23 protein-coding genes are annotated in these 24,234 nt (G+C 57.9%); 14 read left to right on the forward strand and 9 right to left on the reverse strand.

The window, feature by feature from the left end; all coding sequences use genetic code 11:
- Nucleotides 1-7 precede the first annotated feature (7 nt).
- Nucleotides 8-1,039 (reverse strand): FAD:protein FMN transferase ApbE, encoded by a 1,032-nt coding sequence (gene apbE, locus AC1RKG_RS20030; RefSeq protein WP_020827897.1) that lies wholly within the window; start codon nucleotides 1,037-1,039, stop codon nucleotides 8-10.
- 157 nt (nucleotides 1,040-1,196) lie between these two features.
- Here apbE and AC1RKG_RS20035 point away from each other — a divergent pair, with 157 nt between their 5' ends.
- Nucleotides 1,197-2,309, forward strand: a complete 1,113-nt coding sequence (locus AC1RKG_RS20035; RefSeq protein WP_176984254.1) for an SLC13 family permease — start codon at nucleotides 1,197-1,199, stop codon at nucleotides 2,307-2,309.
- A 43-nt stretch (nucleotides 2,310-2,352) separates the two neighbouring features.
- Here AC1RKG_RS20035 and pepT read toward each other — a convergent pair whose 3' ends face one another.
- Nucleotides 2,353-3,585: a peptidase T gene (gene pepT, locus AC1RKG_RS20040; protein ID WP_122079923.1), complete on the reverse strand. Its 1,233-nt coding sequence runs from the start codon at nucleotides 3,583-3,585 to the stop codon at nucleotides 2,353-2,355.
- Between the two features lie 214 nt (nucleotides 3,586-3,799).
- On the opposite strand from pepT, the gene AC1RKG_RS20045 reads away from it, so the two are divergent.
- Entirely contained in the window at nucleotides 3,800-4,696 is an 897-nt protein-coding gene (locus AC1RKG_RS20045; RefSeq protein WP_020827894.1) for an endonuclease/exonuclease/phosphatase family protein, read from the forward strand.
- A gap of 32 nt (nucleotides 4,697-4,728) precedes the next feature.
- On the opposite strand, the gene pdxR (AC1RKG_RS20050) is transcribed toward AC1RKG_RS20045, so the two are convergent.
- Entirely contained in the window at nucleotides 4,729-6,162 is a 1,434-nt protein-coding gene (gene pdxR, locus AC1RKG_RS20050; protein ID WP_493183636.1) for a MocR-like pyridoxine biosynthesis transcription factor PdxR, read from the reverse strand.
- 93 nt (nucleotides 6,163-6,255) lie between these two features.
- On the opposite strand from pdxR (AC1RKG_RS20050), the gene AC1RKG_RS20055 reads away from it, so the two are divergent.
- Nucleotides 6,256-6,711, forward strand: a complete 456-nt coding sequence (locus AC1RKG_RS20055; protein WP_020827892.1) for a rhodanese-like domain-containing protein — start codon at nucleotides 6,256-6,258, stop codon at nucleotides 6,709-6,711.
- A 95-nt stretch (nucleotides 6,712-6,806) separates the two neighbouring features.
- Here the strand turns inward: AC1RKG_RS20055 and flk are convergent, their stop codons facing one another.
- Complete coding sequence (gene flk, locus AC1RKG_RS20060) at nucleotides 6,807-7,835, reverse strand: flagella biosynthesis regulator Flk (protein ID WP_046373034.1); 1,029 nt, start codon at nucleotides 7,833-7,835, stop codon at nucleotides 6,807-6,809.
- A 305-nt stretch (nucleotides 7,836-8,140) separates the two neighbouring features.
- On the opposite strand from flk, the gene AC1RKG_RS20065 reads away from it, so the two are divergent.
- The 4 genes from AC1RKG_RS20065 to AC1RKG_RS20080 are packed head-to-tail and all read left to right on the forward strand — an operon-like array spanning nucleotide 8,141 to nucleotide 11,798.
- Complete coding sequence (locus AC1RKG_RS20065; RefSeq protein WP_046373035.1) at nucleotides 8,141-8,506, forward strand: hypothetical protein; 366 nt, start codon at nucleotides 8,141-8,143, stop codon at nucleotides 8,504-8,506.
- 49 nt (nucleotides 8,507-8,555) lie between these two features.
- Nucleotides 8,556-10,592 (forward strand): protein-disulfide reductase DsbD family protein, encoded by a 2,037-nt coding sequence (locus AC1RKG_RS20070; RefSeq protein WP_493183637.1) that lies wholly within the window; start codon nucleotides 8,556-8,558, stop codon nucleotides 10,590-10,592.
- A complete protein-coding gene (locus AC1RKG_RS20075) occupies nucleotides 10,589-11,305 on the forward strand; it encodes a DsbA family protein (protein WP_116690054.1) in 717 nt (238 codons plus the stop codon). Before AC1RKG_RS20070 ends, AC1RKG_RS20075 begins: the two co-directional genes overlap by 4 nt.
- Nucleotides 11,298-11,798 carry a protein disulfide oxidoreductase gene (locus tag AC1RKG_RS20080; RefSeq protein WP_020827888.1) on the forward strand — a complete coding sequence of 167 codons (501 nt, stop codon included), beginning with the start codon at nucleotides 11,298-11,300 and terminating at the stop codon, nucleotides 11,796-11,798. The genes AC1RKG_RS20075 and AC1RKG_RS20080 overlap by 8 nt, the downstream gene beginning before the upstream one ends.
- Nucleotides 11,799-11,806: 8 nt before the next feature.
- Here the strand turns inward: AC1RKG_RS20080 and pdxR (AC1RKG_RS20085) are convergent, their stop codons facing one another.
- The gene (pdxR, locus tag AC1RKG_RS20085; protein WP_493183638.1) at nucleotides 11,807-13,264 is read right to left on the reverse strand and encodes a MocR-like pyridoxine biosynthesis transcription factor PdxR; all 1,458 of its coding nucleotides are present in this window, start codon (nucleotides 13,262-13,264) and stop codon (nucleotides 11,807-11,809) included.
- 169 nt (nucleotides 13,265-13,433) lie between these two features.
- Here pdxR (AC1RKG_RS20085) and AC1RKG_RS20090 point away from each other — a divergent pair, with 169 nt between their 5' ends.
- Nucleotides 13,434-14,429 (forward strand): DMT family transporter, encoded by a 996-nt coding sequence (locus tag AC1RKG_RS20090; protein WP_122079919.1) that lies wholly within the window; start codon nucleotides 13,434-13,436, stop codon nucleotides 14,427-14,429.
- 155 nt (nucleotides 14,430-14,584) lie between these two features.
- On the forward strand, nucleotides 14,585-15,214 hold the full coding sequence (locus AC1RKG_RS20095) for a CatB-related O-acetyltransferase (protein ID WP_128864618.1): 630 nt from the start codon (nucleotides 14,585-14,587) through the stop codon (nucleotides 15,212-15,214).
- A gap of 35 nt (nucleotides 15,215-15,249) precedes the next feature.
- Here the strand turns inward: AC1RKG_RS20095 and AC1RKG_RS20100 are convergent, their stop codons facing one another.
- From AC1RKG_RS20100 to AC1RKG_RS20110, 3 genes are read right to left on the reverse strand one after another with little or no spacing between them, the layout of a single operon-like run.
- A complete protein-coding gene (locus AC1RKG_RS20100) occupies nucleotides 15,250-16,767 on the reverse strand; it encodes a tripartite tricarboxylate transporter permease (protein ID WP_020827884.1) in 1,518 nt (505 codons plus the stop codon).
- An 11-nt stretch (nucleotides 16,768-16,778) separates the two neighbouring features.
- On the reverse strand, nucleotides 16,779-17,210 hold the full coding sequence (locus AC1RKG_RS20105) for a tripartite tricarboxylate transporter TctB family protein (protein WP_046373041.1): 432 nt from the start codon (nucleotides 17,208-17,210) through the stop codon (nucleotides 16,779-16,781).
- Nucleotides 17,211-17,223: 13 nt separating this feature from the next.
- Nucleotides 17,224-18,204 (reverse strand): Bug family tripartite tricarboxylate transporter substrate binding protein, encoded by a 981-nt coding sequence (locus tag AC1RKG_RS20110; RefSeq protein ID WP_020827882.1) that lies wholly within the window; start codon nucleotides 18,202-18,204, stop codon nucleotides 17,224-17,226.
- Between the two features lie 299 nt (nucleotides 18,205-18,503).
- Here AC1RKG_RS20110 and AC1RKG_RS20115 point away from each other — a divergent pair, with 299 nt between their 5' ends.
- The 3 genes from AC1RKG_RS20115 to AC1RKG_RS20125 all read left to right on the forward strand — a co-directional run bounded on the left by AC1RKG_RS20115 (nucleotide 18,504) and on the right by AC1RKG_RS20125 (nucleotide 21,130).
- Nucleotides 18,504-18,830: a hypothetical protein gene (locus AC1RKG_RS20115; RefSeq protein ID WP_122079916.1), complete on the forward strand. Its 327-nt coding sequence runs from the start codon at nucleotides 18,504-18,506 to the stop codon at nucleotides 18,828-18,830.
- A 220-nt stretch (nucleotides 18,831-19,050) separates the two neighbouring features.
- A complete protein-coding gene (tctD, locus tag AC1RKG_RS20120; RefSeq protein WP_122079915.1) occupies nucleotides 19,051-19,725 on the forward strand; it encodes a transcriptional regulator TctD in 675 nt (224 codons plus the stop codon).
- A complete protein-coding gene (locus tag AC1RKG_RS20125; protein ID WP_122079914.1) occupies nucleotides 19,712-21,130 on the forward strand; it encodes a sensor histidine kinase in 1,419 nt (472 codons plus the stop codon). The genes tctD and AC1RKG_RS20125 overlap by 14 nt, the downstream gene beginning before the upstream one ends.
- On the opposite strand, the gene AC1RKG_RS20130 is transcribed toward AC1RKG_RS20125, so the two are convergent.
- The gene (locus AC1RKG_RS20130) at nucleotides 21,127-22,029 is read right to left on the reverse strand and encodes a DMT family transporter (protein WP_020827878.1); all 903 of its coding nucleotides are present in this window, start codon (nucleotides 22,027-22,029) and stop codon (nucleotides 21,127-21,129) included. The genes AC1RKG_RS20125 and AC1RKG_RS20130 overlap by 4 nt on opposite strands.
- Before the next feature lie 117 nt (nucleotides 22,030-22,146).
- Here AC1RKG_RS20130 and AC1RKG_RS20135 point away from each other — a divergent pair, with 117 nt between their 5' ends.
- Both AC1RKG_RS20135 and pdxB read left to right on the forward strand, forming a co-directional pair.
- Nucleotides 22,147-22,920: an AraC family transcriptional regulator gene (locus tag AC1RKG_RS20135; protein WP_048763002.1), complete on the forward strand. Its 774-nt coding sequence runs from the start codon at nucleotides 22,147-22,149 to the stop codon at nucleotides 22,918-22,920.
- A 177-nt stretch (nucleotides 22,921-23,097) separates the two neighbouring features.
- Entirely contained in the window at nucleotides 23,098-24,219 is a 1,122-nt protein-coding gene (gene pdxB, locus AC1RKG_RS20140; protein WP_493183639.1) for a 4-phosphoerythronate dehydrogenase PdxB, read from the forward strand.
- Nucleotides 24,220-24,234 lie beyond the last annotated feature (15 nt).

Below are 24,234 nucleotides of genomic sequence, written 5' to 3' on the forward strand. Positions count from 1 at the left end.
ACAGAAACTATTTCACCAGAAACGCCTTGAACTGCGGCGTCATTACGGCGCTGAACCCATCATCGGTTTTGCTGATCAGGTAAACCGCCAAGCCTTTTTCTTCCGCCAGTTTGAGCGCTTTTTCCGTCCCCAACACCATCAACCCGGTATCCCAGCCGTCGGCTTCCAGCGCGGTGGGCGCTATCACCGTAGCGGAGACCAGGCGATGAGTAATCGGCTTGCCGGTTGTGGGATCGATCACGTGCGAATAGCGCTGCCCGTCCTGTTCAAAATAGTTGCGGTAGCTGCCGGCGGTGCTGATGCCGTAACCCTGCAAATCAACCAGTGCCTGAACCGCATTTTCGCGGTCGGTCGGTTTTTGGATCGCCACGCGCCAGGGTTTGCCCTGCCCGTTAACGCCGCGCGAGGATACTGCACCACCGACCGACACCAGATAATGGGTGATACCATTACGGGCCATCAGCTGCACCAACTGATCGACGCCATAGCCTTCGCCCAACGTCGAGAGATCAACATACATCCCGGGCAAGTCCTTTTGCAGCCATTCGCCACGGCTGTCGCTGAGTAGCTTCAGGTGCTGCAGGCCAATATTTTTTTGTGCCGCCTCTATTTGCTGTTGGCTCGGTACCTTGACCACACGCTTGTCTGGGCCAAAGCCCCATAAATTCACCAGCGGACCCACGGTGATATTCATCGCGCCCTGAGTGTCGCGGCCAATGCGCTGAGCCATCAGGATAATATCCGCCATTCCGCGCGGGATCGGCTGTGGCTCGGTACTCTGGGTTTGATTAAAACGCGAAAGCACAGAATCATTGCGATAGGTGGAGATATCGTCATTGGCGCGTTCCAGCACGGCGTCAATCTGCTGTTGCAACTGCTGTTTATTGACCGCCACGTCACCGCTGACCTTGACGCTGTAGAAGGTGCCCATGGTTTTGCCTTCAATGTCGATCTGTGGGCGGGTATCCGGGTCATTACAGGCAGCCAGTAAGCCGATGGTCACACTCAGCAACAGCCCTTTGGCAAAAACGTTAGCCATGAAAACATCCTTTGAAACAGTGAAAGGCGCTACAAATAAAGTAAAGCGCGGCAAATGAAAAGCAGTTAACGGTAAAAGAGCATTTTGCTGGCGTTGCCGCCGTGCTTGGGCTAACGTCTGGTTCCTGATCCCTGGTTGTTTTTTTGAAGCGCTCAACATGAGTTCAAACGCCGTTTCCCGGCTGATTCAGCCGTTCCTGAAAGATCGTTTTTTGCATATTTTGCTGTTAGTCGGCGTACTGATGGCGGCCTTTAACCCGCAACAGCTGCCTGCGTTAAACAGTTTTATCGACTGGCGCACCATCATTACGCTGCTTGGATTGATGTTACTTACCAAGGGCGTCGAGGTCAGCGGTTATTTCGATTTTGTTGGCCGCAAAATCATCAATACGCTGCACAGCGAGCGGCGATTGGCGCTGTTTCTGGTGTTTTCCGCCGCGTTGCTGTCGTCGTTCCTGACCAACGACGTGGCGCTGTTTATCGTCATTCCGCTGACCATCACGCTGAAAAAACTGTCGTCGTTACCGATTGGCCGGTTGATTATCTTCCAGGCGCTGGCGGTCAATGCCGGTTCATTGCTGACGCCGATTGGCAACCCGCAAAACATTCTGCTGTGGAGCAAGTCTTCACTCTCTTTCCTGGGGTTCATTGGCCAAATGGCACCGTTTGGCGTGGTGATGCTGGTCAGTTTGCTGCTGCTGACCGGGTTCTGCTTCCCGGCGCGGGATATCGTTAAAGCGCCGCACACCGAAGGTTATCCGTATCAGCTACGCCTGTTGCTGAGCTGTGTGGCGCTGTACGTGATTTTTCTGCTGTGTCTGGATCTTGATCTGCCGCTGTATGGCCTGTTGGCGGTGTTCGTCGGTTTTTTGCTGCTGGCGCGTCGGGTATTGCTGCAGATCGACTGGAGCCTGATTTTTGTCTTTATCGCCATGTTCATCGACGTGGGGCTGTTTACCCGGTTGCAGGCGATCCAGCCTTGGTTTGCCGATATCGCTACGCTGGGTAACGGGGGCATTTACGCTTTGGGGATTGGCCTGTCGCAGGTGATCAGCAACGTGCCGGCGACCATTTTAATGCTCAACTACGTGCCTTCCAGCCAACTGCTGGCCTATGCGGTCAACGCCGGTGGCTTTGGGCTGGCGATCGGTTCGCTGGCGAACCTGATTGCGCTGCGTATGGCGGACGAGCGCAAAATTTGGCTGAAATTTCATTACTATTCGTTGCCGTTACTGGTATGGGCCGGCTTGCTTGGCTGGCTGTTGGCTTAAGCGCGGTATTTTCCTGCCATACCGCGCTTTTACACCATGGCGTCTAACCGCGTGCCGCCAGCAAGCAGATGCTGCGAGTCACCTGATAGGATTTCACAAAGGCGCTGATCGGCAGAAACTCAAAGCGCGAATGGAAATTGTGCGCGCCGGTGAAGTAGTTCGGCGTCAGCAGCCCACGGCTGGAGAGTGCGGCGCCGTCGGTGCCGCCACGCATCGGGATCACCTTGGGGGGAATGCCGTGGGCGGCCAGGGCACCGAAAATCAGCTCAATGGCTCGCTGGTCTTCCCCGATAGAGTTGCTGATATTGCTGTAGATATCCGTCACCTTGCAGCTGACCTTGGCGCGCGGGTAGTTTGCCGCCACCTGTCGCACCACTTCCTGAATGCGCTCTTTACGCGCATTGAACCCGGCCAGGTCAAAATCGCGGATCGACACTTTCAACGTAGCGAGGTTGGCATTGGCGGTCAGATCGTTGAACCAGAAGTAGCCTTCACGCCCCTCGGTATGTTCCGGCGTGTCCTTGATGTCGAATTGGTTGATGATGTCGTTGGCGATGCGAATCGGGTTGATCAGCACGTTCTTCGCCGACATGGGGTGCGCGGTGACCCCTTCGATACGGATCTCCGCACCTGCGGCATTGAAGTTCTCATACACCACTTCCCCCAACTCGCAGCAGTCGATGGTATAGGCAAAATCCACCTCGAAACGCGCCAGATCCAGCGCTTTGGCGCCGCGCAGGCCAATTTCCTCATCCGGGACAAAGGCCACCACAATGTCGCCGTGGCGATCGGAGGCGCTCAGGTTGGCCAGCAGGGTCATGACCACCGTGACCGCCGCTTTGTTATCGGCGCCGAGCACGCTGGTGCCGTCGCTGAAAATAATTTCTTCATTCGGATAGGCCAGGATCTCCGGATGTTCGGCGGTGCGCAGCCAAATATCGTGTTCGGCATTCAGGCACAAATCCTGGCCGGTAAAGCGCAGGCGCTGCGGGTGAATATGGGCCGACAGGCCAACGTCAACGGTATCGATATGGGTGATAAAGCCGATACGCGGAGCGCCTGGCTGATTGCCGGGTTTGCGGGCGGTCACGGTAGCGTGCTCGTCGATTTGCACGTCTTGCATGCCTAGCTGGCGCAGTTCGGCCGCCAGCAGCTTGGCCATATCATGTTGGCCCGGCGTGCTGGGCAGGGTGGTTGCGGCGGCGTCGCTCTGGCTGGTCACCGCCAGATAGCGGAAGAAACGTTCGGTGAGCTGTTCGGCAATGGCGCTGGTCATGCGGGTTCCTCTCGATAAGCGGTCTAACGGTTTTAAAGCTAAATCAGCCGGTTGTCCAATGGTGCAATGCTTTCGCTGCCGGAATGCGAGATGCCGCGCAGAATAAAAAAATAGCGGCACAACTAGGAAATAGTCTCGGGTAACTGCGGCAAAATCGTTGTTAGCTGTGGGGGAACGGGTGCCCCCAAATAATAGGATCGTTAAAGGAGAATACATGCGCTCACGTCATGCTTTACTTATCACTTTGTTATCCCTGGGAATATCGCATACGGCCTGGTCATCCACCGATGGTGGCCATGCCAACAGCAACGCCAATAGCCGTGAAGTGGCCAGTGCGCTCGGCGGTCTGAAAAACAAAACCTATAGCCTGGAGCAGGCACCGAAGATCCGCGTAGCCAGCTTCAATATCGCCGCCGGCAAGGTCAGCGACATGACCGCAATCGCCAAAGCGATCAAGGCGATGAATGTCGATGTGGTGGCGCTGCAGGAGGTGGACAAACTGACCGGCCGCAGCGGCAAGCTCGATCAGGCGGAGGAACTGGCCAAACTGACCGGTATGCACGTCGCGTTCGGCCGCGCGATTGATTTTGACGGCGGCGAATATGGGCTGGCGTTCCTATCGAAATACCCGCTGCATGACAGCAAAATTTACCCGTTGCCTTCCGGTCAGCGCGAGCAGCGAATTGCATTCAGCGCCCAGACCGACGTGCCCGAGTTCCCGGCGCCGATTACCCTGATCAATACCCATCTGGACACCAAGGAAGATCCGGCGATGCGGCTGGATCAGGTGCGCGAACTGAATGACCGCACGATTGAAATGCGCGGCATCAAGCTGTTGTTCGGCGATATGAACGACGTGCCGGGCAGCGTCACCTGGACTGAGCTGAGCCGCTATTGGAACGATATCATGCCCAAGCAGCAGGATGGCCGCAGCTGGCCGGCGGAAAACGCCGAAATCAAGGTCGATTATATCTTTAGCGGCAATGCCCAGCGCTGGCATCTGGACAGCCTGACTGTGCCGAACGCCAGCGGCGATTGGAACGGCATTCACTGGCCGGCGGTCAGCGATCACCTGCCGTTGGTGGCCGAGCTGCGGTTGACCGAGCAGTAACCTGACTCGGGGCCGCCAAGCGTCCCGCAAGGTCAAGCAGGCAAGATCCGCGTCAACCGCTCGACGGCGGCGCGGATCTCGCCCGGTGTCAGGGCGGAAAAGCCCAGCAGCCAGCCGTCGCGCTGCAGGCTCGGGGTTTGGTACTGTGCCGTCAATCCGGGCGTGACTACGCCCAGGCGCTGCGCCTGCTGAGTCAGGGCGCTCTCCTGCCCGGGCGGCAGCCAAACGCTGAGCTGCAAGCCGCCCCCTGCCGGTTGCGGGGTGGCGAAATGCCCAAGCTTTTCCTGCACCTCCGCCAGTAACAGGTCACGACGGCTGCGGTACAGCTGGCGCATATAGCGGATATGAGCGGCAAAGTGCCCCTGCTGGATAAATTCGGCGGTCACCGCCTGCATCAATTGGGCGCTGTGGCCGTCGTATACCGTGCGTGCGGTGGTAAAAGGCTCCACCAACGCCGGTGGCAACACCAAATAAGCCAGCCGCAGGGAAGGAAACAGCGCCTTGGAAAAGGTGCCCAGATAAAGCACGTTGCCGTGCCGATCCAACCCCTGCATCGCCGGCATCGGCTGGCCGTCATAGTGAAACTCGCTGTCGTAATCATCTTCAATAATCCAGGCCCGCTGCCGTTGTGCCAGCGCCAGCAGCTCGAGCCTGCGTGGCAGGCTGAGTGCTACGCCGGTGGGGTATTGATGCGAGGGCGTCAGGTAAATCAGTCGAGGTGCAGGCAGGTGTTCATCGGGCATCAGTCCGGCGTCGTCCACCTTGACCGGGACAAGTTCGGCTCCGACGCTGCTAAAGGCGTTTCTGGCACCGCGATAACCGGGGTCTTCCATCCACACTTTGTCACCGCTATCCAACAACAGGGTGGCAATCAGCTGCAGGGCCTGCTGCGAACTGGTCAGCACCACGACCTGCTGCGCATCGCAGTTAACGCCGCGCGTCTGGCTGACATAGCCGGCAATGGTTTCGCGTAGCGGAAAGTAGCCCTGAGGATCGCCATAGCGCATCAGAGCTTCCCCACGCAGACGCAGTTGTTGAGCGGTGAGCTGTTTCCACAGTTTTAGCGGGAAAGCACGTAAATCCGGCGAACCGGCAGCGAAGGGCAGAGGCTGCAGTGGATCGTGGCAGCCGCCGGTTTGCGCGATCTGCGTGCCGCGCAGCGAAAGGCGGGGTTCGCCGCTGACTTTGGCGGCGGATGGTGACTTGACGATGTTGATCGCCACGAAGGTGCCTTGACCAACGCGGCGCTGCAGATAGCCTTCGGCTTCCAACTGAGCATAGGCTGCTTCGGTGGTTACGCGCGAGACGCCCAAATCTTCAGCCAGGACCCGCGATGAGGGCAAGCGTTGCCCAGGGCCAAGAGCCCCATGATGAATAGCCCGGCGCAGCGTGCTGCAGACGCGTTCACGCAAGGTGCCACCGGCGTGTTCCGGTTGATGAAACAGAGTGGGCAATGCGTTAGCCATAATGGGACTTATCCATGGGCGAAAATGGGTATCAAGCATAAGACCAAAATCAGGCAATATTGTCATCAGTCTTTCTCTACAGGAGTGAATTCCATGGCGGTATCTTCATTGGTTTTGGCTTTTCCACCGGGCAGCGCGGCGCAGAGCCTGGATTATCTGGCCGCAAAGCTGAGTTATTACGCGGATGCGTGGGACGTGGCGGAGGATTTGCGCAACGGGGTCAGTGAGATCCTGGTGATCGATACCCGTGCAGAGGCACTCTATGCGGCCGGGCATATTCCCGGCGCTATCAGTTTGCCGCACCGGTTGATGAACGAGGCGGGCACGGCGCATCTGGATCGCGACAAGGTTTACGTCACTTATTGCGATGGTATCGGCTGCAACGGTTCGACCAAAGGGGCTTACAAACTGGCTCAACAGGGGCTGCGGGTGAAAGAGCTGATTGGTGGATTGGACTTCTGGATACGTGATGGTCATCCCCTGGCCACCGGTGAACAGCCGGGCTCGCTGGTGGGAAGTGCCAGTGGAGAGGACTGTGGCTGCGCCTGACGTTGGCCGGAGTTACCGCGAAGTTAACATCAGCATTAGAGTCTGGCCCTGGACAGGGCATCCACAGGCCAGAAATCGTTTGAGAAGGGAAAGCGTTAAAACACCAGCGCCAATACCAGAGCTAGCACCAAAATGAACAGGATAAGCGTCACCGCCGGTTTGCTCAGCGCTTTTTGTAGCGGCTGGGGCAGGGCGGCAATCAGCGGATTGAGCAGCGGTTGCGGCTCGGTAGCGTTGCCGATGATCGGCTGAGCATGACCGGCTTTTTCCAGACGACGTGCAAATAGCTGGTTGATGACGTCGCTCATCTGCGGGTGGGTCAAGGGGGCGCTGGCATTGCAGTTGAAGCGGGACTGGCAGTAGTCATTCAACTGCTGCTGCTCCTGCGCATCCGCCGGCTGTTTAAGCACGGCGAGCAGGTTGTTCAGCGTCGGCGCGGTTTGTGGACTCAGCGCGACCTTCACCTGCAAAAACTGGTTCAGCAGTTGGAAGTGGCGCGCCGGCAGCGGATCGTTGGTTTTAACCCCGGTCAGATCAAACAGCGTTTGCCAGATCTTGGCCGGCGACTCGCCGGTGGCGGCACTGAGCTTGGTGACCTGCTGCTGCAGGCTTTGATGCTCGGCAGGCAGCAGCGGGCGATCGCTGGTGGCAGTTTGCTGCGGGTGAGGGATCGTCAGGCTGCCGGTCTGTAACAGGTTCAGTACCTGCTGCAACTGCGAGTGGCTCAACTGGCTCAGTACCGTGTGGCCAAACTGCTGGCGAATGAAATCACTCACCGCCTGGCGGTTATTGCCCTGCGGCAACAGTTCGGTAAGCTGCTGCATCAGTTGGCGACTGGCATGGTTTTGCTGTACCTGCGTCAGACGGTTTTGCAGCAGTTGCTCGGCCGGCTGAAAATGACGCGCCAGCAGTTCACTGCTGTTGTCTGTCTGCAGATCGTGACGCAGCGTGACCCAAATCTCTGCGGATTTGGCCGGGCTTAGCGCCATGATTTTGACCACCAGCTTCTCCAGCGTCGTACGCTGCGCCGGGGAGAGCGGGCTATCGTCTGTGGGGGTGGTTTTGCCCGGGGTTGAAGGACGATCGCTGGCGATCGGGGTGCCCGGTCCACTCAAAGGTTGCATATCACCTGTCCTTCGCTGTGTATCCCCCAGTTTAGCTGGCGTTGCCGCGGTGTGGTCTGCGCAATCTCACTCGAAACACTTACCTGAGTAAGCTCATCGAGACTCGCTTGCTTGCCGCCTTGCCGCAACACCCATGACTTTGGGGAAAGAATAATCGTCGTACCCGGCGAAAAGCGCAGGTGTGCGCCTATGATACCCGTAAATGCCCGCCATCAATACCGTCGTAAGACATTTCTTTACAGGCAAAACATTGCTAAACGCGCCTGCGCCGCTAAGATAAGCGCAGACTTGGAATTGAGGGCGGCATGGTTAAACAGCAGCGGATTGCGAAATGGTTTTTATGCCTGGCTTGCCTGGTGGTGCTGACCTGCATGACTCAGCGCATGGCGAGCCTGCATGCGTTGCAGCAAGCGATGGGGATTCCTGCTGCCAGCGCTGCGCCATCCGCCGGCGACGATGCCGCCGAACTGCAACCTACCCCCTGTGAACTGAGCGCTAAATCCTTATTGGCCTCACCGCCGGTGATGTTTGAAACCGTGCTGCTCGGGCTTGGCCTGCTGCTGGCGCTGTTGGCGCCTACCGTGGCTGCGCGTTTGCGCATTCCCCCTCCCAGAGTGATTTCCCCTCCCACCCTCAGGGTACATCTCCGATTATGCGTCTTCCGTGAATGAGTTAATCGCCCGTTTGTTTTGGTGATTGTCTTATTTATGGAGAAAAAACATGTTGAATATCATCAGGTCGACGTTTGTCTGCCTGTTAATGCTGTGGCTGCCCGCTTTGCAGGCGGCGGACAGCGTCTGGTTGCAAAGCCCGACCAACGATCATGCCAAGGTGCGACTCCGCGCTGACACCTCGCAGCCAGGAGAAACCCGGCTGCTGTTGGCTATTGAGCTGCAAAAAGGCTGGAAAACCTACTGGCGTTCGCCGGGGGAAGGTGGCATTGCGCCGGCAATAACCTGGCAAGGCAATCCGCCTCCGGTGACCTGGTATTGGCCTACGCCGCAGCGTTTTGAGGTGGCCGGTATTTCCACGCAGGGCTACCACGATCGGGTAGAGCTGCCGATGGTGATGAAAGGAACGGCACCGCGCCAGTTAGCGGGGACGCTGACGCTGTCCACCTGCAGCAACGTCTGTATTTTGACCGACTATCCGTTCAGTCTGGATCTTGCCGCGCCGTCTGACGCGCAGTTTGACCATGACTTTGCCCAGGCGATGGGTCAGGTACCGATCGCCGAGGGCCTGGTGGAGAGCATCAAGGCCGGTTATCTCAATGGCGAATTACAGATCAGCGCCGAGCGAGCCGCCGGTTGGCAACGGCCGGAGCTGTTCTTCGACACCTTGGAGGACGCAGACCTCGGCAAGCCACGGGTCAGTAGCGAAGGTTCACTGATGACCGCGCGGGTACCGGTCAGCGATGGCTGGGGTGACAGCGCCCCGGATCTGCGCGGTAAAACCCTGACGTTGGTAATCGGCGACGGCGGCATGGCGCAGCAGGTGACGCTGCCGATTGGCGGGCCGCTGCCGCTGCCGAGCGCCGCCAGTTTCACTCTGTGGCAAGCGGTGCTGATGGCGTTGGCGGGGGGCCTGATCCTCAACCTGATGCCCTGTGTGCTGCCGGTTCTGGGCATCAAACTGGGATCGATTTTGCAGGTGGAGCAGCGCGACCGACACAGCATTCGGCTGCAGTTCCTTGCGTCCTCGTTTGGCATTGTGGCGTCCTTTATGGCGCTGGCGTTGCTGATGACGCTGCTGCGCTTGAGCAATCAGGCGCTGGGCTGGGGTATTCAGTTCCAAAACCCGTGGTTTATCGGCTTTATGGTGCTGGTGACGTTCCTGTTCAGCGCCAACCTGTTTGGCCTGTTCCATTTGCAGCTGTCCTCCTCCCTTAATACCAAATTGGCGACCCATAACGGCCGTGGCCTGAGCGGGCATTTCTGGCAGGGCGCATTTGCCACCTTGCTGGCGACGCCCTGTTCGGCTCCCTTCCTGGGCACTGCCGTGGCCTTTGCACTGGCTGCGCCGCTGCCGGTGCTGTGGGGCATGTTTGTCGCCTTGGGTATCGGCATGAGCCTGCCTTGGCTGCTGATTGCCGCATGGCCTGCTTTAGCGCTGCGCCTGCCGCGTCCGGGGCGTTGGATGAACACTTTACGGTGGGCCATGGGTCTGCTGATGCTGGCTTCTTCACTGTGGCTGCTGAGCCTGATGGTCAATCATATTGGCACCTTGCCGACGCTGGCATTGGGCGGTATCGCACTGTTGGCCTTGTTGTTGGCGGTAGGCTGGCAACATGGGGTTCGTCTGGCGGCCAAGCTGGCGGCCGGCACGCTGGTGCTGGTCGGTGTGGTGTTACTGGCCGGTTCGCTGACCGCCGGGCTGTGGCGTCAGCCGCTGCACGACAATGTCACCTGGCAACCGCTAAGTGAACAGGCGATCGCCCAGGCACTCGCTCAGAACAAACGGGTGTTTGTCGACGTCACCGCAGACTGGTGCGTAACCTGTAAAGCCAACAAATTCAACGTGCTGTTGCGTGATGACGTGCAAAAAGCGCTGAGCGCCGGCGACGTTGTCGCCCTGCGAGGAGACTGGAGCCGTCCTTCGGCCGAGATTAGCGCTTTCCTGCAAAAACGCGGCAGCGTTGCCGTGCCTTTTAACCAGATTTATGGCCCCGGCAGCCCTGACGGTGTGGTGTTATCCCCGCTGTTGACCCGCGATGCCGTCTTGCAAACCCTGTCCGCCGCCAAAGGAAATTCACAATGAAAAAATTACTGATGTTACTGATGCTGATGGTTACTCCGGTCTGGGCTGCGGCTCCTTTTACCCCGGAACAAGAGGTGCGGATTAAAGAGCTGATCCGCGAAACGCTGGTGTCGAACCCGGATATTCTGGCGCAGGCGGTGGATGCCTGGCAGCAACAGACCGCTGGTCAGCAAATCAGCCAGGCGATCAAGCAAAATGCCAAAACCCTATACGAAGATCCGGCCAGCCCACGTTTGGGAGCGGCCAACGCCAAACTGACGCTGGTGGCCTTTACCGATTACAACTGCCCGTACTGCAAGCGTTTTGACCCGATGCTGGAAAAAATCGTCAAACAGTATCCTGATGTGGCGCTGGTGGTAAAACTGCTGCCGTTCAAAGGAGAGAGCTCCGTCAGTTCTGCACGCGTGGCGCTGACGACCTGGCAGCAACACCCGGACCAATTCTGGGCGCTGCATCAGCGGCTGATGGCGAAAAAAGGCTTCCATGACACGGCCAGCATCGCTGCCGCACAGCAGAAAACCGGGGTGAAAGCCGTTGCACCAAGCGAACAGAGCATGACCACCTTGCGCACCAATATGGCATTGGCGGAGCAGCTTGGAGTACAAGGAACGCCGGCCACCCTGATCGGCGATCAAATGCTGCCAGGCGCGGTGTCGTATGAGGATCTGGAGGCGGTAGTGAAACAACAGCTTGCGAAGGTTAACAATGGCTAAGCTGCGGCGTTGGGGCCGCGAACTGCTGATCCTGTTGCTGATTGTGCTGGCGGTTGCGTTCGGAATGGACTGGTTACGCGCACCGCAGCCACCGGCGGCGTTCGATTCGCAACCGTTGACGACGTTGAACGGTGAACAAGTCTCGCTGGCGCAGCTCAGCCAGGACAAGCCGCTGCTGGTTTATTTCTGGGCCAGTTGGTGCGGGGTTTGCCGGTTTACCACGCCGTATGTTGCCAGACTGGTCGGCGAGGGCGGCAACGTATTGACCGTGGCGCTGCGTTCCGGCGACGATCGTCAGGTGGAACAGTGGCTGGCGGGCAAGCGTGTGACGTTGCCGGTGGTTAACGATCCCCGTGGCGAGCTGTCGGCGCAGTGGCAGATCGGCGTCACGCCCACCTTGGTGGTCATTTCCCAGGGCAAGGTGGTGCAAAGCACCACCGGCTGGACCAGCTATTGGGGAATGAAGCTGCGGCTATGGTGGGCCGGGCTCTGAACCGCGGCCTATTCTGAAGTGATGACCTCATTAATCGCCCGGCACAGTCGGGCGATACCTTCCTCTATCTGCGGCGGCGTATTGGCGGCGAAATTCAATCGCAGGCCATGTGCGCCTTGCTGTTCTTCGGCATAAAAGCACTCCCCACGCGCAAAGGTCACGCCGTGTCGCCAGGCCAGCGGCATCAGTGCCTCGGTGCTGACGGCGGCAGGCAGCGTCAGCCAGATAAACAGTCCACCCTCCGGCGTTTCAAACTGACAGCCGGGCGGCAGTTGCTGCTGCAAGGTTGCCACCATCACGTCTCTGTGCTGGCGATATAACCGCCCGGCGCGCCGCAGTTGCTTGTCGTAACGACCGATAGTGACGAATGCGTCCAGTGCCCGCTGGATCAGGTTGGAGCTGGTAAAACTGTCGACGTGTTTCAGACGAGCCAGTCGCTGATAGTGTTCGCTGTCCGCCACCAGGTAACCGATGCGCATGCTGGGCAGCAGCATTTTTGAAAAGGTACTGACGTAAATCACCGCCCCCGGTTGCGCCAGCGATCGCAGCGACGGCAGCTGTTTGCCGTTGTAGCGCAGATCGCCGACAAAATCGTCTTCCAATATCACTACACCGGCCTGCTGGGCCAGTGCCAGCAGGCGTCGACGGCGCGCTTCACTCATGCAGCGGCCGGTGGGGTTATGAAAATTGGGAATGGTGTAAATCAACTTCGGTTGGTGTTTTTCGATCAGTGCGGGCAGCTGTTCAACCAACATGCCGTGCCGGTCGCTGGCGACGGTGACGATATTGATGCGGTGCTGGCGCAGCAGCCCCAGCGCTTCGGCGTAGGTCGGTTGTTCGACAATCACCGTGTCGCCCGGCTCCAGCAGGCTTTGCACTATCAGGCTGATGGCGTGTTGCGAACCGTTGGTGATCAGCAGTTGCTCTGCATGGGTCGGAATACCCTGAGCGGTGAGGATCCGCCCCAGGGTATCGCGCAGCGGGTAATAGCCGCAGTATTCGCCATAGCTGAAGGCTTCTTCCGCATGGCGGCTGAGTACCGACAGCAATATCTTGCGGAACTCCTCCTGCGGAAAGACTTTCGGGCTGCCGACGCCGGCGGCAAAGTTGATGATGTTGTCCGGCAACGGCGTATCGGGGTAGCCATCCAGCCGAGAGGTCAGGGTAGTGAAACGCTCCGCCGGGAAGGGCGCATCGCTTGTTGGGCGTGGCTGGGCTGGCTGGATCAGCGGGTGCAAGACATAGGCACCGCTGCCGCGCCGCTGGTGCAAAAAACCTTTTGCCGCCAGTTCGGCATAGGCGTTTTCCACCGTCAACCGGCTGACCGCCAGCTTGGCGGCAAGCGTGCGCGTGGAGGGCAGCTTATCGCCGTCGACAAATGCGCCGCTGAGGATCGCCCGCCGCAGCGCTTCCTCAATTTGCAGATATAAAGGAATGTTTTGCTGACGGTCTAAGGGAATATGCATGCAAAATTGGCCCGGTTGACGGTGATATTTTTTACTATACCCCATAGTTACAGGGCTTCAAGAGGATAAAAGTGGCCTATATAACATCGGGGGAAAGTGGCTCTGGCGGTAAAGTTACGCGGCGTTAGAATCTCGCCTGAGTCCACTATTGCCGTTTTTTGAGGGTGTCATGTCATTACCATCGGGTATCTCAGCCAGGCCGGTTTTCCCGGGGGCGCACATTTTACAGGGCAGCAGTCAGGGGTATGTGATTGCTATCATCAGCGCCATGTTGCTGGCCTTTACCGCCATTATTATCCGCGTGCTGACGGAGTATTATCACCTGCCGACCTTTGTGCTGGCTTTTTGGCGCGCGGCGCTGGTTGCTCTGGTGCTGTTGCCGGTACTGCTGCTGTTCAAACCCGAATGGGCGCGTTTACAGCGCGCGCAGATCCCCTTTTATGCCTGCTATGGTCTGCTGCTGGCAGTGTTCAACAGCCTGTGGACGCTGTCGGTGGCGCTGAACGGTGCGTCGGTGGCGACTATCCTGACCTACTGCTCGGTCGGTTTTACCGTGTTTCTCGGCTGGATGATGTACAGCGAGCGCCTGAGCCTGCGTCAGTTGGTGGTGATTGTGGTCAGCCTGGGCGGCTGTTTTCTGGTCAGCAACGGCGACAGCTTGGGCAACAGCCATTTTAACCTGTTGGGGCTGGTGGTGGGCATGCTGTCCGGCATCGGATACACCCTCTATACGCTGGGTGGGCGGGTCGCGACCGAACGGCGTTACCCGGTGTGGAACACCATCCTGTACGTGTTTGGCTTTTCGGCTGTTTATCAATGGTTGTTCAATGCCGCGCTGACCTTTTACCCACTGGAGGCGTTCCACGGCATGACGGGGTCATTGTGGTTCCTGTCCCAGGGCGTTCAGGGTATCGAGTGGGGGGGCTGGTGGTTGCTGCTGACCCTGGCTGCCGGCCCAACGCTGTTGGGGTTCGGCCTGTACAACATCAGTTTGAAAAGCTTGCCGCTGGCGGTGGCAAACCTGATTTTGTCGCTGGAACTGGTGTTCACGGCAGCGATCGCTTACTTCCTGCTGGGGGAAAGCATGAATCAGTTACAGCTGCTGGGCAGTGCGTTGGTGATGGGCGGGGTGCTGATGCTGAAGAGCAAGACGGCTGCGACGTGATTTGTTAACATTAGGGCCGGATGTGGAGGCAACAATGACCAATAACCCAAGGTTAAAACGGGCGTTAATCGCTTAAAGCGGCAGTGTTTTACGACCAAAAAACACTGCCACAGACATTTGGCTGTGGCTCTTGCAATGAGTATAGAGAAAGCGCCATGACTGAAAAACACTGGTCAAAAACAGAACTGTTACACCAAACGGTGACCAACCCCAATATTATCGTCAAAGGGACTCACAGCTATTACAGCGACTACCTGGATGACGGCTTTGAGCGCTCCGTGGTGCGTTATTTGCACGGCGACGAGGTCAGCCAACAGTGGCAGCCGCTAGGAACGATAGACCAATTGCTGATCGGCGATTATGTCTGCATTGCCGCCGAGGCGGTGATCCTGATGGGGGGCAACCATACCCATCGTGCCGATTGGTTCTGCCTGTATCCGATGATGGAAAGCATTCTGGCTTCCTATCAGCCGAAGGGCGATACCCGGTTGGGGGACGGCTGCTGGATAGGCATGCGGGCGATGCTGATGCCGGGCGTGACGATTGGGGAAGGAGCGATAGTCGCCGCCGGTAGCGTTGTGACGAAGGATGTTGAGCCTTACACCCTGGTGGGGGGCAATCCGGCGCGACCAATAAGACTGCGCTTTGCTCCGCAGATCGTAGCCAGGTTACTCGCTTTGCGCATTTATGATCTGTCGGCCGAGGATTTTGCTCAGGTGCAGCCTTTGCTGGCCAATGACGATATTGCGGCCCTTGAACGGGCGATAAGCGAAATTAAACGTTAAATGAAAAGGGCGGAGTTAATACTCCGCCCTTTTGCTTATTCGGCCTTGGCCGCTTCCGCCGTCAGGCGGCGTTTGCGTATTCTGCGCAACAGCAGCGGCAGCACCAGCACGGATACCGCCAGCACCAGGAGCGTTTGCGCGATGCCACTACCCCACAGGATGCTGAACTCACCGTTGCTGATCGACAGCGCGCGGCGCAGGTTTTGCTCCAGCATTTCTCCCAGAACAAAGCCCAGGATCAGCGGTGACATCGGGAAGTGCATTTTCCTCAGTATGTAACCGAACACCCCCAGCCCTACCATTAACAGCAGGTCAAAGGTGGTACTGTGTACCGCGTAAACGCCGACCGCCGACACCGCGGCAATCGCCGGTACCAGGAACCACAAAGGGATGGTCAGCATGCGGGTAAACAGGCCCACCAACGGCAGGTTCATGATCAGCAGGATCACGTTGGCAATCAGCAGTGCGGCAATCAGCCCCCAGACAATATCCGGCTGTTCGGTGAACATTGCCGGACCTGGCGTGATGTTGTACAGCGTCAACGCTCCCATCATTACCGCGGTGGTGCCGGAACCCGGTACGCCCAGCGTCAGCATCGGAATGAACGAACCGCAGGCCGAGGCGTTATTGGCCGCTTCGGGCGCAGCAACGCCGCGGATATCCCCTTTGCCGAAGGTTTCGCTGTTGCCGCTGATTTTCTTTTCGGTCATGTAGGTGAGGGCGCTGGCGATGGTGGCCCCGGCACCCGGCAGAATGCCGACGAAGAAACCGATCACCGAAGAACGCAGCGTGGGGCCCACGCACTCGGCGGCCTCTTTGCGGTTAAACAGCAGGCGGCCGGTCTTACGCACCAGTTTTTGCCCAGCGCTGGTGCTTTCGAGCATCAGCAAGATTTCACTGACCGAGAACAGGCCAATCACCACCACGATAAATTGCACGCCATCGGAGAGGTGGACGCTGTCGAAGGTGAAACGATAAACGCCGGTGTTGGCGTCCACCCCGACCGTTGCCAGCCCCAGACCAATCAGCGCCGCCAGCAGAGATTTCAACGGGTTTTGGCTCATCATGCTGCCCAGGCAGGCGATAGCGAATACCATCAGGGCGAAATATTCTGCCGGACCAAATGCCAGTGACCAACGGGCCAGCAGCGGGGCAAACAGAATGATCCCGCCGATGGCAATCATCGAACCGACAAAGGAGCTGACCGCCGAAATCGACAGCGCGACGCCGGCACGGCCTTGTTGTGCCATGGGGTAACCGTCCAGTGCGGTCATGATCGCAGCAGCGTCTCCCGGTACGTTGAGCAATATCGAGGAGATGCGGCCGCCGTACTCGCAGCCGATATACACCGTCGCCAGCAAGATCAGTGCCGACTCGGCCGGTAATTTGAGGGCAAACGCCAGCGGCAGCAGGATCGCCACGCCGTTGATCGGTCCCAGGCCCGGCAGCAGGCCGACAATGGTGCCGACGAAGCAGCCGATCAGGGCGATAATCAGGTTCTGGGGCACCAGCGCCACCTCGAACCCTTGAGACAAATACATCCAGGTTTCCATCATCGCCCCCGTTAGCTCAGCCAAACGCCGAGTGGCAGTGTCACATCAAGTAAGCGGTCAAAGGCGTAATAGAGCGAAACGCCCATGATCGCGCCAGACACCAACGCCGCTATCAGGCTGGCCTGGAACAGCAGGCCAATGCTGAAGGTCAGTAGTGCGGTTGCCAGCGGAAAGCCCAGCCACTCGAAGCCCCAGGCGTACAGCACCAGCGTGATCACCAGCACCAGCAGACGTTGCATCACCTTGTTATGCGGCCATTCAACGGCCTGCGGTTTGTTCAACAGCAGCAGTGCCGCACACAGCGCCATCAGGCTGAGGATAGCCAGTGGGAAGGGCCGCGGACCCAGTGGCTCGTAGCTGTATTCACTCTGGATGCCCCAGCCGATAAACAGGCCGCCGATACACAGCAGCAGCCAGAACCCGGCAAAAATGCGATCGCTCATGGTATGCCCCCGGTTATTTTGCCAGGCCGAAAACTTTGGCCTGTTCGCGGTACTGATTGACCTGGTTTTTCACGTAGGCGTCCAATTCCTTGCCGGTCAGGTCGAATTCAAACAGGCCGCGCAGATCGCGCTGTTGCTTGAATTCCTCGGTCGCCATCATTTTCTTGAAGGTATCGAGCCACCACTGGTACTCCTCTTCCGTGACCTTCGGGCCAACGTAGAAGCCGCGAATGATCGGCCAGACCAGATTGAACCCTTGCTCTTTGGCGGTCGGAACATCGGCTAACTGACCCGGCAGGCGCTGTTCGGAATACACCGCCAGCACGCGAATTTTGTCACCCTGCAGGTAAGGCACCATTTCGCTCAGATCGCCGGAAACTGCCTGAATGTGGTTGCCGAGCAGGGCGGTAACCGGCTCGCCGCCGCCTTCGAACGCCACGTAACGCATCTTGTGCGGATCGACGCCGACTTCACGCGCCAGCAGGGCGGTTTTCATCCAGTCCTGGCTACCGATCGAAGCGCCTGCGCCGAACACCACGCTGTTGGGATCTTTTTGGAAGGCGTTCATCAGGTCTTTCAGGGTTTTGTACGGTGAGTCGGCACGCACGGCGATCATGCCGTAGTCGGTGCCGACAGCGGCCAACCATTTGACGTCATCGACGTTGTAACGGCCGAATTTTCCCTGTGACAAATTCAGCAGCGAACCGCCGGAGAAGGCGACTACCGTGCCGAATTCCGCCGGGCGCTGAGCCACGATGGCGTTGTAAGCCACCGCGCCGACGCCGCCAGGCATATAGGTCACGCGCATCGGTTTGTCGATGGCTTTGGTTTCTTGCAGCGAGACCTGGATCAGCTTGCAGGTCAGGTCAAATCCCCCGCCAGGCTTGGCAGGAGCGATGCATTCGGTGCGTTTCGGCGCTTCCAGGGCAAAAGCCTGATGGGTGGCCAGCAGCAGAGCGGTAGCGGTCAGTGTGCGGGTGATTATTTTTTTCATTGCTTTCCCCAAGGTATTTTTCAGTCGGTGTAGATCCCCGCCGATACGGGTTGCTGGATTGTTAAATCAACAACCTTTCATTTACCTTTCAACCGAGGGAAAAGTTTCCGGGATGTGATACGTGTCTCCTGTTAGCGAGAATTACACGACTGACCATCGTCCTGATTGCCCGCCGGTTAACACATGCGATGAAGGAATAACAGCGCATAAACCTGGCGTAAAGCCTGCGTAATATCAGTTTTATCGGTTTCGTCTTGCGATAAAATGCCGAAAAATAAAATGAATGAAGGTGCATTATTATGTTTTCATTAGGGAAGTTATTCGGCAGCAAGGACGGCAATAAAGTGAGTGCCATCAAGATGTTGCCCGCGGCTTATGCCGAGGCTGTTGGGAAAGAAGGCCATTGTCGTGTTAAGCGCCTGCGAGCAGATATCGGCGTTTTTGAACTGCATTTTTCGAATGACAAAGGTGAAAAATACGCTTGCCACATGACGGCCTGTATCACCGGTATTGATCTGGTCTTCGCCGCCAACAACCGCTCGGTGCTGGTGTCTCCGCCGTTTACCCCCGCCAAGTTGAAACCGGTATTGGAAATCGCCCTGGCCGACTGCGAAATCGCAATGTAGTGGCTGACTAACCGAATTAGCCCTGTTGCCGACGGCTCAGGGGTTATTCCGTGTCGCATTTGTGTTCCAGCTCCCAAAACGGAATGGGAGCAACCCTTCTATCACTGCGTCTTCCGTGCCATCCTGCTGTTATAAAGATGTTAATTGACAATAAGTCGGATGCTGACGTCATCGCTCAGCATTCGGCCTGCGGGCATAGAAAAATCAATGGAATGGAAACATGCGTCTGTTATTGGTTGAGGATCATCCCGAGTTATCCCACTGGCTGCAAAAGGCGTTAACCGGCGTCGGTTTTGCCGTCGACGTCGCGCCGGACGGGCTGGCGGCCGATCATTTGCTGTTAAACGAATCCTATGCGCTGGTGGTGCTGGACGTGGCGTTACCGCGGCTGAACGGGCTGGATCTGCTGGCCCGTCTGCGCAAGCGAGGACAGGACTTGCCGGTGCTGTTGCTGACGGCCAGAACCGACGTTGCCGATCGGGTTAAAGGGCTGAACCTGGGGGCAGACGATTATCTCACCAAGCCTTTCGAACTGGATGAGTTGGAGGCGCGTATTCGCGCGTTGCTGCGCCGCAGCGTCGGTGTGACTCAGCAGGCGTTGAAATATGGCGCGCTGACCTATCTCGATGAAGGCTATTTTCAGCTGGACGACAAACCGCTGCAATTGACGCCGCGTGAGTTGGCGGTGCTGACCGCGTTGATTCACCGCCGTGGCCGGCCGGTGGCCAAACAGCAGTTGTTTGAACAGGTGTTTACTTTGGCCGACGAGGCCAATCCGGAAAGCATTGAACTCTATGTCCACCGGCTGCGAAAAAAACTGCAGGGCAGCAACGTGGCGATTATCACTCTGCGCGGTCTGGGCTACAGCCTGGAGCTTTGCAATGAGGTGGTTTAACGCGCCGCAATCGCTATTTTATCAACTGCTGTTGTTCTTTGGCCTGCCGCTGCTGGTGTTAGGCGGCATCTCGATTTATACCCACTACTTCAGCGCGATGAATGCCGCTACGCTGGCTTACGATCGCACGTTGCTGGCGTCAGCGCGTACCGTGGCGGAACGGCTGGTGGTGCGAAATGGCCGGCTTGAGGTGGATGTGCCCTACGTGGTGCTCGACAGCTTTGAGCGCAACATGAACGATCAGCTTTACTACGAAGTGATCTCCCCGCAGGGCGTAAGTATCTCCGGCTATGACGATTTGCCGACGATGCCGCCGCATATTTTGCGCTCAAGCCTGTACCCGGCGCTGGTGCATTTCTATGACGCCGAATACCGCGGGCGGCCGATCCGCGTCGCTGCCCTGTACCAGCCGGTCAACGAATCCGGAGTGATGGGCATGGCCACCATTCTGGTGGCGGAAACCCTGGAGTCGCGCCGCTATCTGGCACGGCAGATGATGCTTTCCGCTTTGCTCAGCCAGGGAACCGTGGTGGTACTGACCATGATCCTGGCCTTTGCGTTGCTTAAACGGGTGCTTAAGCCGATGCGCAAGCTTTCCGGCATTATGCTGCGGCGTGACCCGGGTGAGCTGACGCCGTTGCCGATGGTATTGCCCTGGTCGGAAATGCAGCCGCTGTTGCTGGCGTTCAACCGCTATATTGAACGGCTGCGGGTGATGGTGGCACGACAGGAACGTTTTAGCGCCGACGCTTCACATCAGCTGCGCACGCCGTTAACCGTATTGAAAACCCAGGTGGGGGTGGCGCTGGCCAGCGATAAGCCGGAGCAGTGGCGGGAAAGCTTGCTGGCCATGAGCGCGACGCTGGATAACACCGTGGCGCTGACCGATCGCCTGCTCTATCTCTCACGGCTCAAAGCTCATGAGCATCACGCCGATCGCCAACTGCAGCCGGTAAACCTGGCGCAGGTGCTGCGCGATGCCTGTTTTTCACGTTTACCCCAGGCTCGCAGCAAGCGCATCGATTTGGGGTACGAGGGAGAATCGGTTTGTTGGGTCGGCGGAGAAACGCTGTTGCTAACCGAACTGTGCGCCAACTTGCTGGATAACGCACTGAAATATACGCCGCATCAGGGCACGGTCACCGCACGTTTAACCCTGGACAAGCAGGCCGGGGAGGGAATATTGGAAATTGAAGACAGCGGCCCGGGCATTGCCCAACAGGATACCGCGCAGGCGCTGCAGCCGTTTCATCGGTTGGATAACGTGGGTGATCAACCCGGTGCCGGGTTAGGGCTGGCGCTGGTCAGCGATATCACCCGTTATCACGGCACCCGCCCGGAGCTGTTGACCTCGGCCACGCTGGGTGGCCTACTGGTGCGGGTGCGTTTTCAATTGTTATCTTAGCTCTGACATTCCGCGGCTTGTTTGGCCTTGCGCCCCAGCGGCGTGCGCAGACGCTGCGACAGGATCACGCCCAGCAGGGTAATGCCGCCGCCGATCAGATGGTAGCTGTGCAGATGTTCATGCAGGAACAGCACCGCAATGATGGCGGTAAATACCGGTGCCAGGTTCATAAAGATCGACGCGGTATTGGCCCCCAGACGCATAACGCCGTGGATCCACAGATAAGGTGCGACAATCGAGGCCGGAATGCCGGCAAACAGCACCAGCGGGATGTTTTGGCTGGTCAGAGACACGTCTTGTGCCATCAGGAAGTTCGGCAGTAACAGCACCACGCCGAACAGGATCTGCACATACAACGACTGCCAGTTCGGCAGGGCAATCGCCCAACGTTTGGTCAGCACGCCGTACAGCGCATAAGAGGCGGTGGCGGCGAACATCATCAATTCCCCCTTGCCGATGCCGTGCTGCAGCAATTCACCCGGGTTACCGGCACTCACCAGCCAGATCAAGCCGCCCAAAGACAACAGGCTGCCGATGGCAATACCTACCGTGGGAGCGACCCGCAACAGCACGATGCTGATCAGAATGGTCAGTAATGGGATCAGTGAGACAATAATGCCCATAAACAGCGCGCTGACGCTGTGCGCCGCGTAATAGGCCAGACTCTGATACAGCACCATGCCCAGCATGCCGAGAACCAGCAATTTCCACCAGTTGGCGCGTATCGCCGACCAGTGGCGGATCACGCCGGGCAGCACGAACGGCGTCAGGGTGATCAGCGCCAGCAACCAGCGGTAGAAGGAGATCGCGGCCGGATCGATAGCGGTGGCCGAGAGCTTGCTGACCACGGCGTTGATTGACCAAATCAGAACCGCCAGCAAAGGGAAGAGCATATTCATGATAATTATTCTCATTAACGACTAACATGCTGGCTAGTTTACTCGTGTCCGGTTTATTATATATAGCGATATTCAGACAAATTTTCTGCCAAACAAGACAAGTAACGGGGCGAAACCATGCCAGAAATCCGCCATTTCCCAGAAGCCTTGATCCCGGCGCCGCGGCCGGTGCAGTTCCGCTGCGAAGAGTTCAATGCTCGTACCGAGTTCCAGCCACATCGTCATAGCTGGGGACAGTTGATGTGGGTAAAAGCTGGCGTCATGGTGCTGCGTATCGGCGGCCAGCGCTTTTTGGCACCGCCGGAATTTGTGTTGTGGGCGCCAGCGGAGATTGAACACTCCTGCTATAACCAGCGCTTGGCGCAGTGTCGCATGGTGGATATTGCGCTGCCGCTGTGCGCCGGTTTGCCGGAAGAACCTTGTCTGGTCAGCGTTACCCCGATTTTCCGCGCCATTGCCGAAGATTTTTACGCTCGCAAACAATACATCCCGCAAAGCAAACAGGATTTACGCCTGTGCCGCGCGTTGATCGACCAACTGCATGTCTCACCGGTGCAGCAAACTTATCTGCCGACCTCCGAAGACAAATTTTTGGCACCGGTGTTGGAAGCCCTGGAGCACTGTCCGTCGGACAATACCTCGCTCGCCATCTGGGCCACTCGGGTCTACACCACTGAACGCACGCTGTCGCGCCGCTGCCAGCAGGACTTGGGGATGTCGTTTAGCGAATGGCGCCAGCGCCTGCGTTTTTTGCATGCTGTTTCGCTGTTGGAGCAGGGTAAAACCGTACAAGAGGTTGCGCTGGAAGTGGGCTATAGCTCTGCGTCGGCGTTTATCGTCATGTTTCAGCAAATCGCTGGCACCACCCCCGAGCGCTTTCGCCGGGCATGATTCAATGGCACACTATTTCCCAGATAACTCTTCATACTTGACGGCGCCTCTGTGTTGGCTGCGAGCACTCACCCCAGTCACTTATTTGAGTAAGCTTCTGGGGACTCCTGCTCTTACCGCCTTGATGCAGCGCCAATTATTTTGGGTATAAATAGCCGTAAACCGTCGGAGCAACAAGTGAAAATCCTGGTTGATGAAAATATGCCGTACGCGACTGAATTGTTCAGTCGCTTGGGGAACGTACAGGCCGTGCCTGGCCGCCCAATTCCGAGTGATGCGTTGGCGGATGCCGATGCGTTGATGGTGCGCTCGGTGACCAAAGTGAATGAAGCGCTGCTGGCCGGCACTCGCATTGGTTTTGTCGGCACCGCGACAGCCGGCACCGATCACGTAGACGACGCCTGGCTACAACAGCAGGGCATAGGTTTTTCTGCGGCACCGGGGTGCAACGCCATTGCCGTGGTGGAATATGTCTTCTCCGCGCTGATGTTGCTGGCTGAGCGTGACGGTTTTCACCTGCGCGATAAAACCGTCGGCATTATCGGCGTCGGCAACGTAGGTTCACGGCTGGATGCCCGTTTGAAAGCCCTGGGCGTGCGTACCTTACTGTGCGATCCGCCGCGTGCCGATCGTGGTGACAGCGGCGAGTTCTGGCCATTGGAGAAGCTGGTGGCGGAAGCTGACGTGCTGACCTTCCATACGCCGCTCAATAAATCCGGCCCTTATCATTCATTGCACCTGGCGGATGCCGAACTGCTGGCGGCACTGCCGGACAATCGCATTCTGATCAACGCTTGCCGCGGTCCGGTAGTCGACAACGCGGCGCTGTTGCAGGCGCTGGAAAAAGGCAAAAAGCTGAGCACGGTGCTGGACGTGTGGGAACCTGAGCCGGAGCTGTCTCTGCCGCTGCTGGCGCGGGTCGATATCGGTACCGCGCATATCGCCGGTTACACGCTGGAGGGCAAGGCGCGCGGCACGACGCAGGTCTTCGAGGCCTTCAGCCGCCACCTGGGACAGCCGCAGCAGATCGAACTGGCCTCATTGTTGCCGGTGCCTGAGTTCAGCCAGATCCAGCTCAATGGGCCACTGGACGAAGGCAAATTAAAACGATTGATGCACTTGGTGTATGATGTGCGCCGCGACGACGCGCCACTGCGTAAAGTGGCCGGGCAACCGGGCGAGTTTGATCGTCTGCGCAAACATTATCAGGAGCGCCGTGAATGGTCTTCATTACGCGTCCAGTGTGATGATAGCGCTGGTGCGGAGCTGTTGCACAAGCTGGGCTTTTCGATCGCGTAAGGCTTTCTTAAGCCA

This window comes from Serratia sp. GW822-FHT06D09, from assembly GCF_058799515.1.

Bases quoted from the DNA above. Each gene is read 5' to 3' on its own strand.
- AC1RKG_RS20105 (WP_046373041.1), bottom strand. From the start codon at position 17,210: ATGAGCGATCGCATTTTTGCCGGGTTCTGGCTGCTGCTGTGTATCGGC.
- AC1RKG_RS20125 (WP_122079914.1), top strand. From the start codon at position 19,712: ATGAGGTGGTTTAACGCGCCGCAATCGCTATTTTATCAACTGCTGTTG.
- pdxR (WP_493183636.1), bottom strand. From the start codon at position 6,162: ATGGCTAACGCATTGCCCACTCTGTTTCATCAACCGGAACACGCCGGT.
- AC1RKG_RS20055 (WP_020827892.1), top strand. From the start codon at position 6,256: ATGGCGGTATCTTCATTGGTTTTGGCTTTTCCACCGGGCAGCGCGGCG.
- AC1RKG_RS20135 (WP_048763002.1), top strand. From the start codon at position 22,147: ATGCCAGAAATCCGCCATTTCCCAGAAGCCTTGATCCCGGCGCCGCGG.
- AC1RKG_RS20070 (WP_493183637.1), top strand. From the start codon at position 8,556: ATGTTGAATATCATCAGGTCGACGTTTGTCTGCCTGTTAATGCTGTGG.
- AC1RKG_RS20075 (WP_116690054.1), top strand. From the start codon at position 10,589: ATGAAAAAATTACTGATGTTACTGATGCTGATGGTTACTCCGGTCTGG.
- AC1RKG_RS20080 (WP_020827888.1), top strand. From the start codon at position 11,298: ATGGCTAAGCTGCGGCGTTGGGGCCGCGAACTGCTGATCCTGTTGCTG.
- AC1RKG_RS20065 (WP_046373035.1), top strand. From the start codon at position 8,141: ATGGTTAAACAGCAGCGGATTGCGAAATGGTTTTTATGCCTGGCTTGC.
- tctD (WP_122079915.1), top strand. From the start codon at position 19,051: ATGCGTCTGTTATTGGTTGAGGATCATCCCGAGTTATCCCACTGGCTG.
- apbE (WP_020827897.1), bottom strand. From the start codon at position 1,039: ATGGCTAACGTTTTTGCCAAAGGGCTGTTGCTGAGTGTGACCATCGGC.
- AC1RKG_RS20095 (WP_128864618.1), top strand. From the start codon at position 14,585: ATGACTGAAAAACACTGGTCAAAAACAGAACTGTTACACCAAACGGTG.
- AC1RKG_RS20090 (WP_122079919.1), top strand. From the start codon at position 13,434: ATGTCATTACCATCGGGTATCTCAGCCAGGCCGGTTTTCCCGGGGGCG.
- AC1RKG_RS20115 (WP_122079916.1), top strand. From the start codon at position 18,504: ATGTTTTCATTAGGGAAGTTATTCGGCAGCAAGGACGGCAATAAAGTG.
- pdxR (WP_493183638.1), bottom strand. From the start codon at position 13,264: ATGCATATTCCCTTAGACCGTCAGCAAAACATTCCTTTATATCTGCAA.
- AC1RKG_RS20130 (WP_020827878.1), bottom strand. From the start codon at position 22,029: ATGAATATGCTCTTCCCTTTGCTGGCGGTTCTGATTTGGTCAATCAAC.
- AC1RKG_RS20035 (WP_176984254.1), top strand. From the start codon at position 1,197: ATGAGTTCAAACGCCGTTTCCCGGCTGATTCAGCCGTTCCTGAAAGAT.
- AC1RKG_RS20045 (WP_020827894.1), top strand. From the start codon at position 3,800: ATGCGCTCACGTCATGCTTTACTTATCACTTTGTTATCCCTGGGAATA.
- flk (WP_046373034.1), bottom strand. From the start codon at position 7,835: ATGCAACCTTTGAGTGGACCGGGCACCCCGATCGCCAGCGATCGTCCT.
- AC1RKG_RS20110 (WP_020827882.1), bottom strand. From the start codon at position 18,204: ATGAAAAAAATAATCACCCGCACACTGACCGCTACCGCTCTGCTGCTG.
- pepT (WP_122079923.1), bottom strand. From the start codon at position 3,585: ATGACCAGCGCCATTGCCGAACAGCTCACCGAACGTTTCTTCCGCTAT.
- AC1RKG_RS20100 (WP_020827884.1), bottom strand. From the start codon at position 16,767: ATGGAAACCTGGATGTATTTGTCTCAAGGGTTCGAGGTGGCGCTGGTG.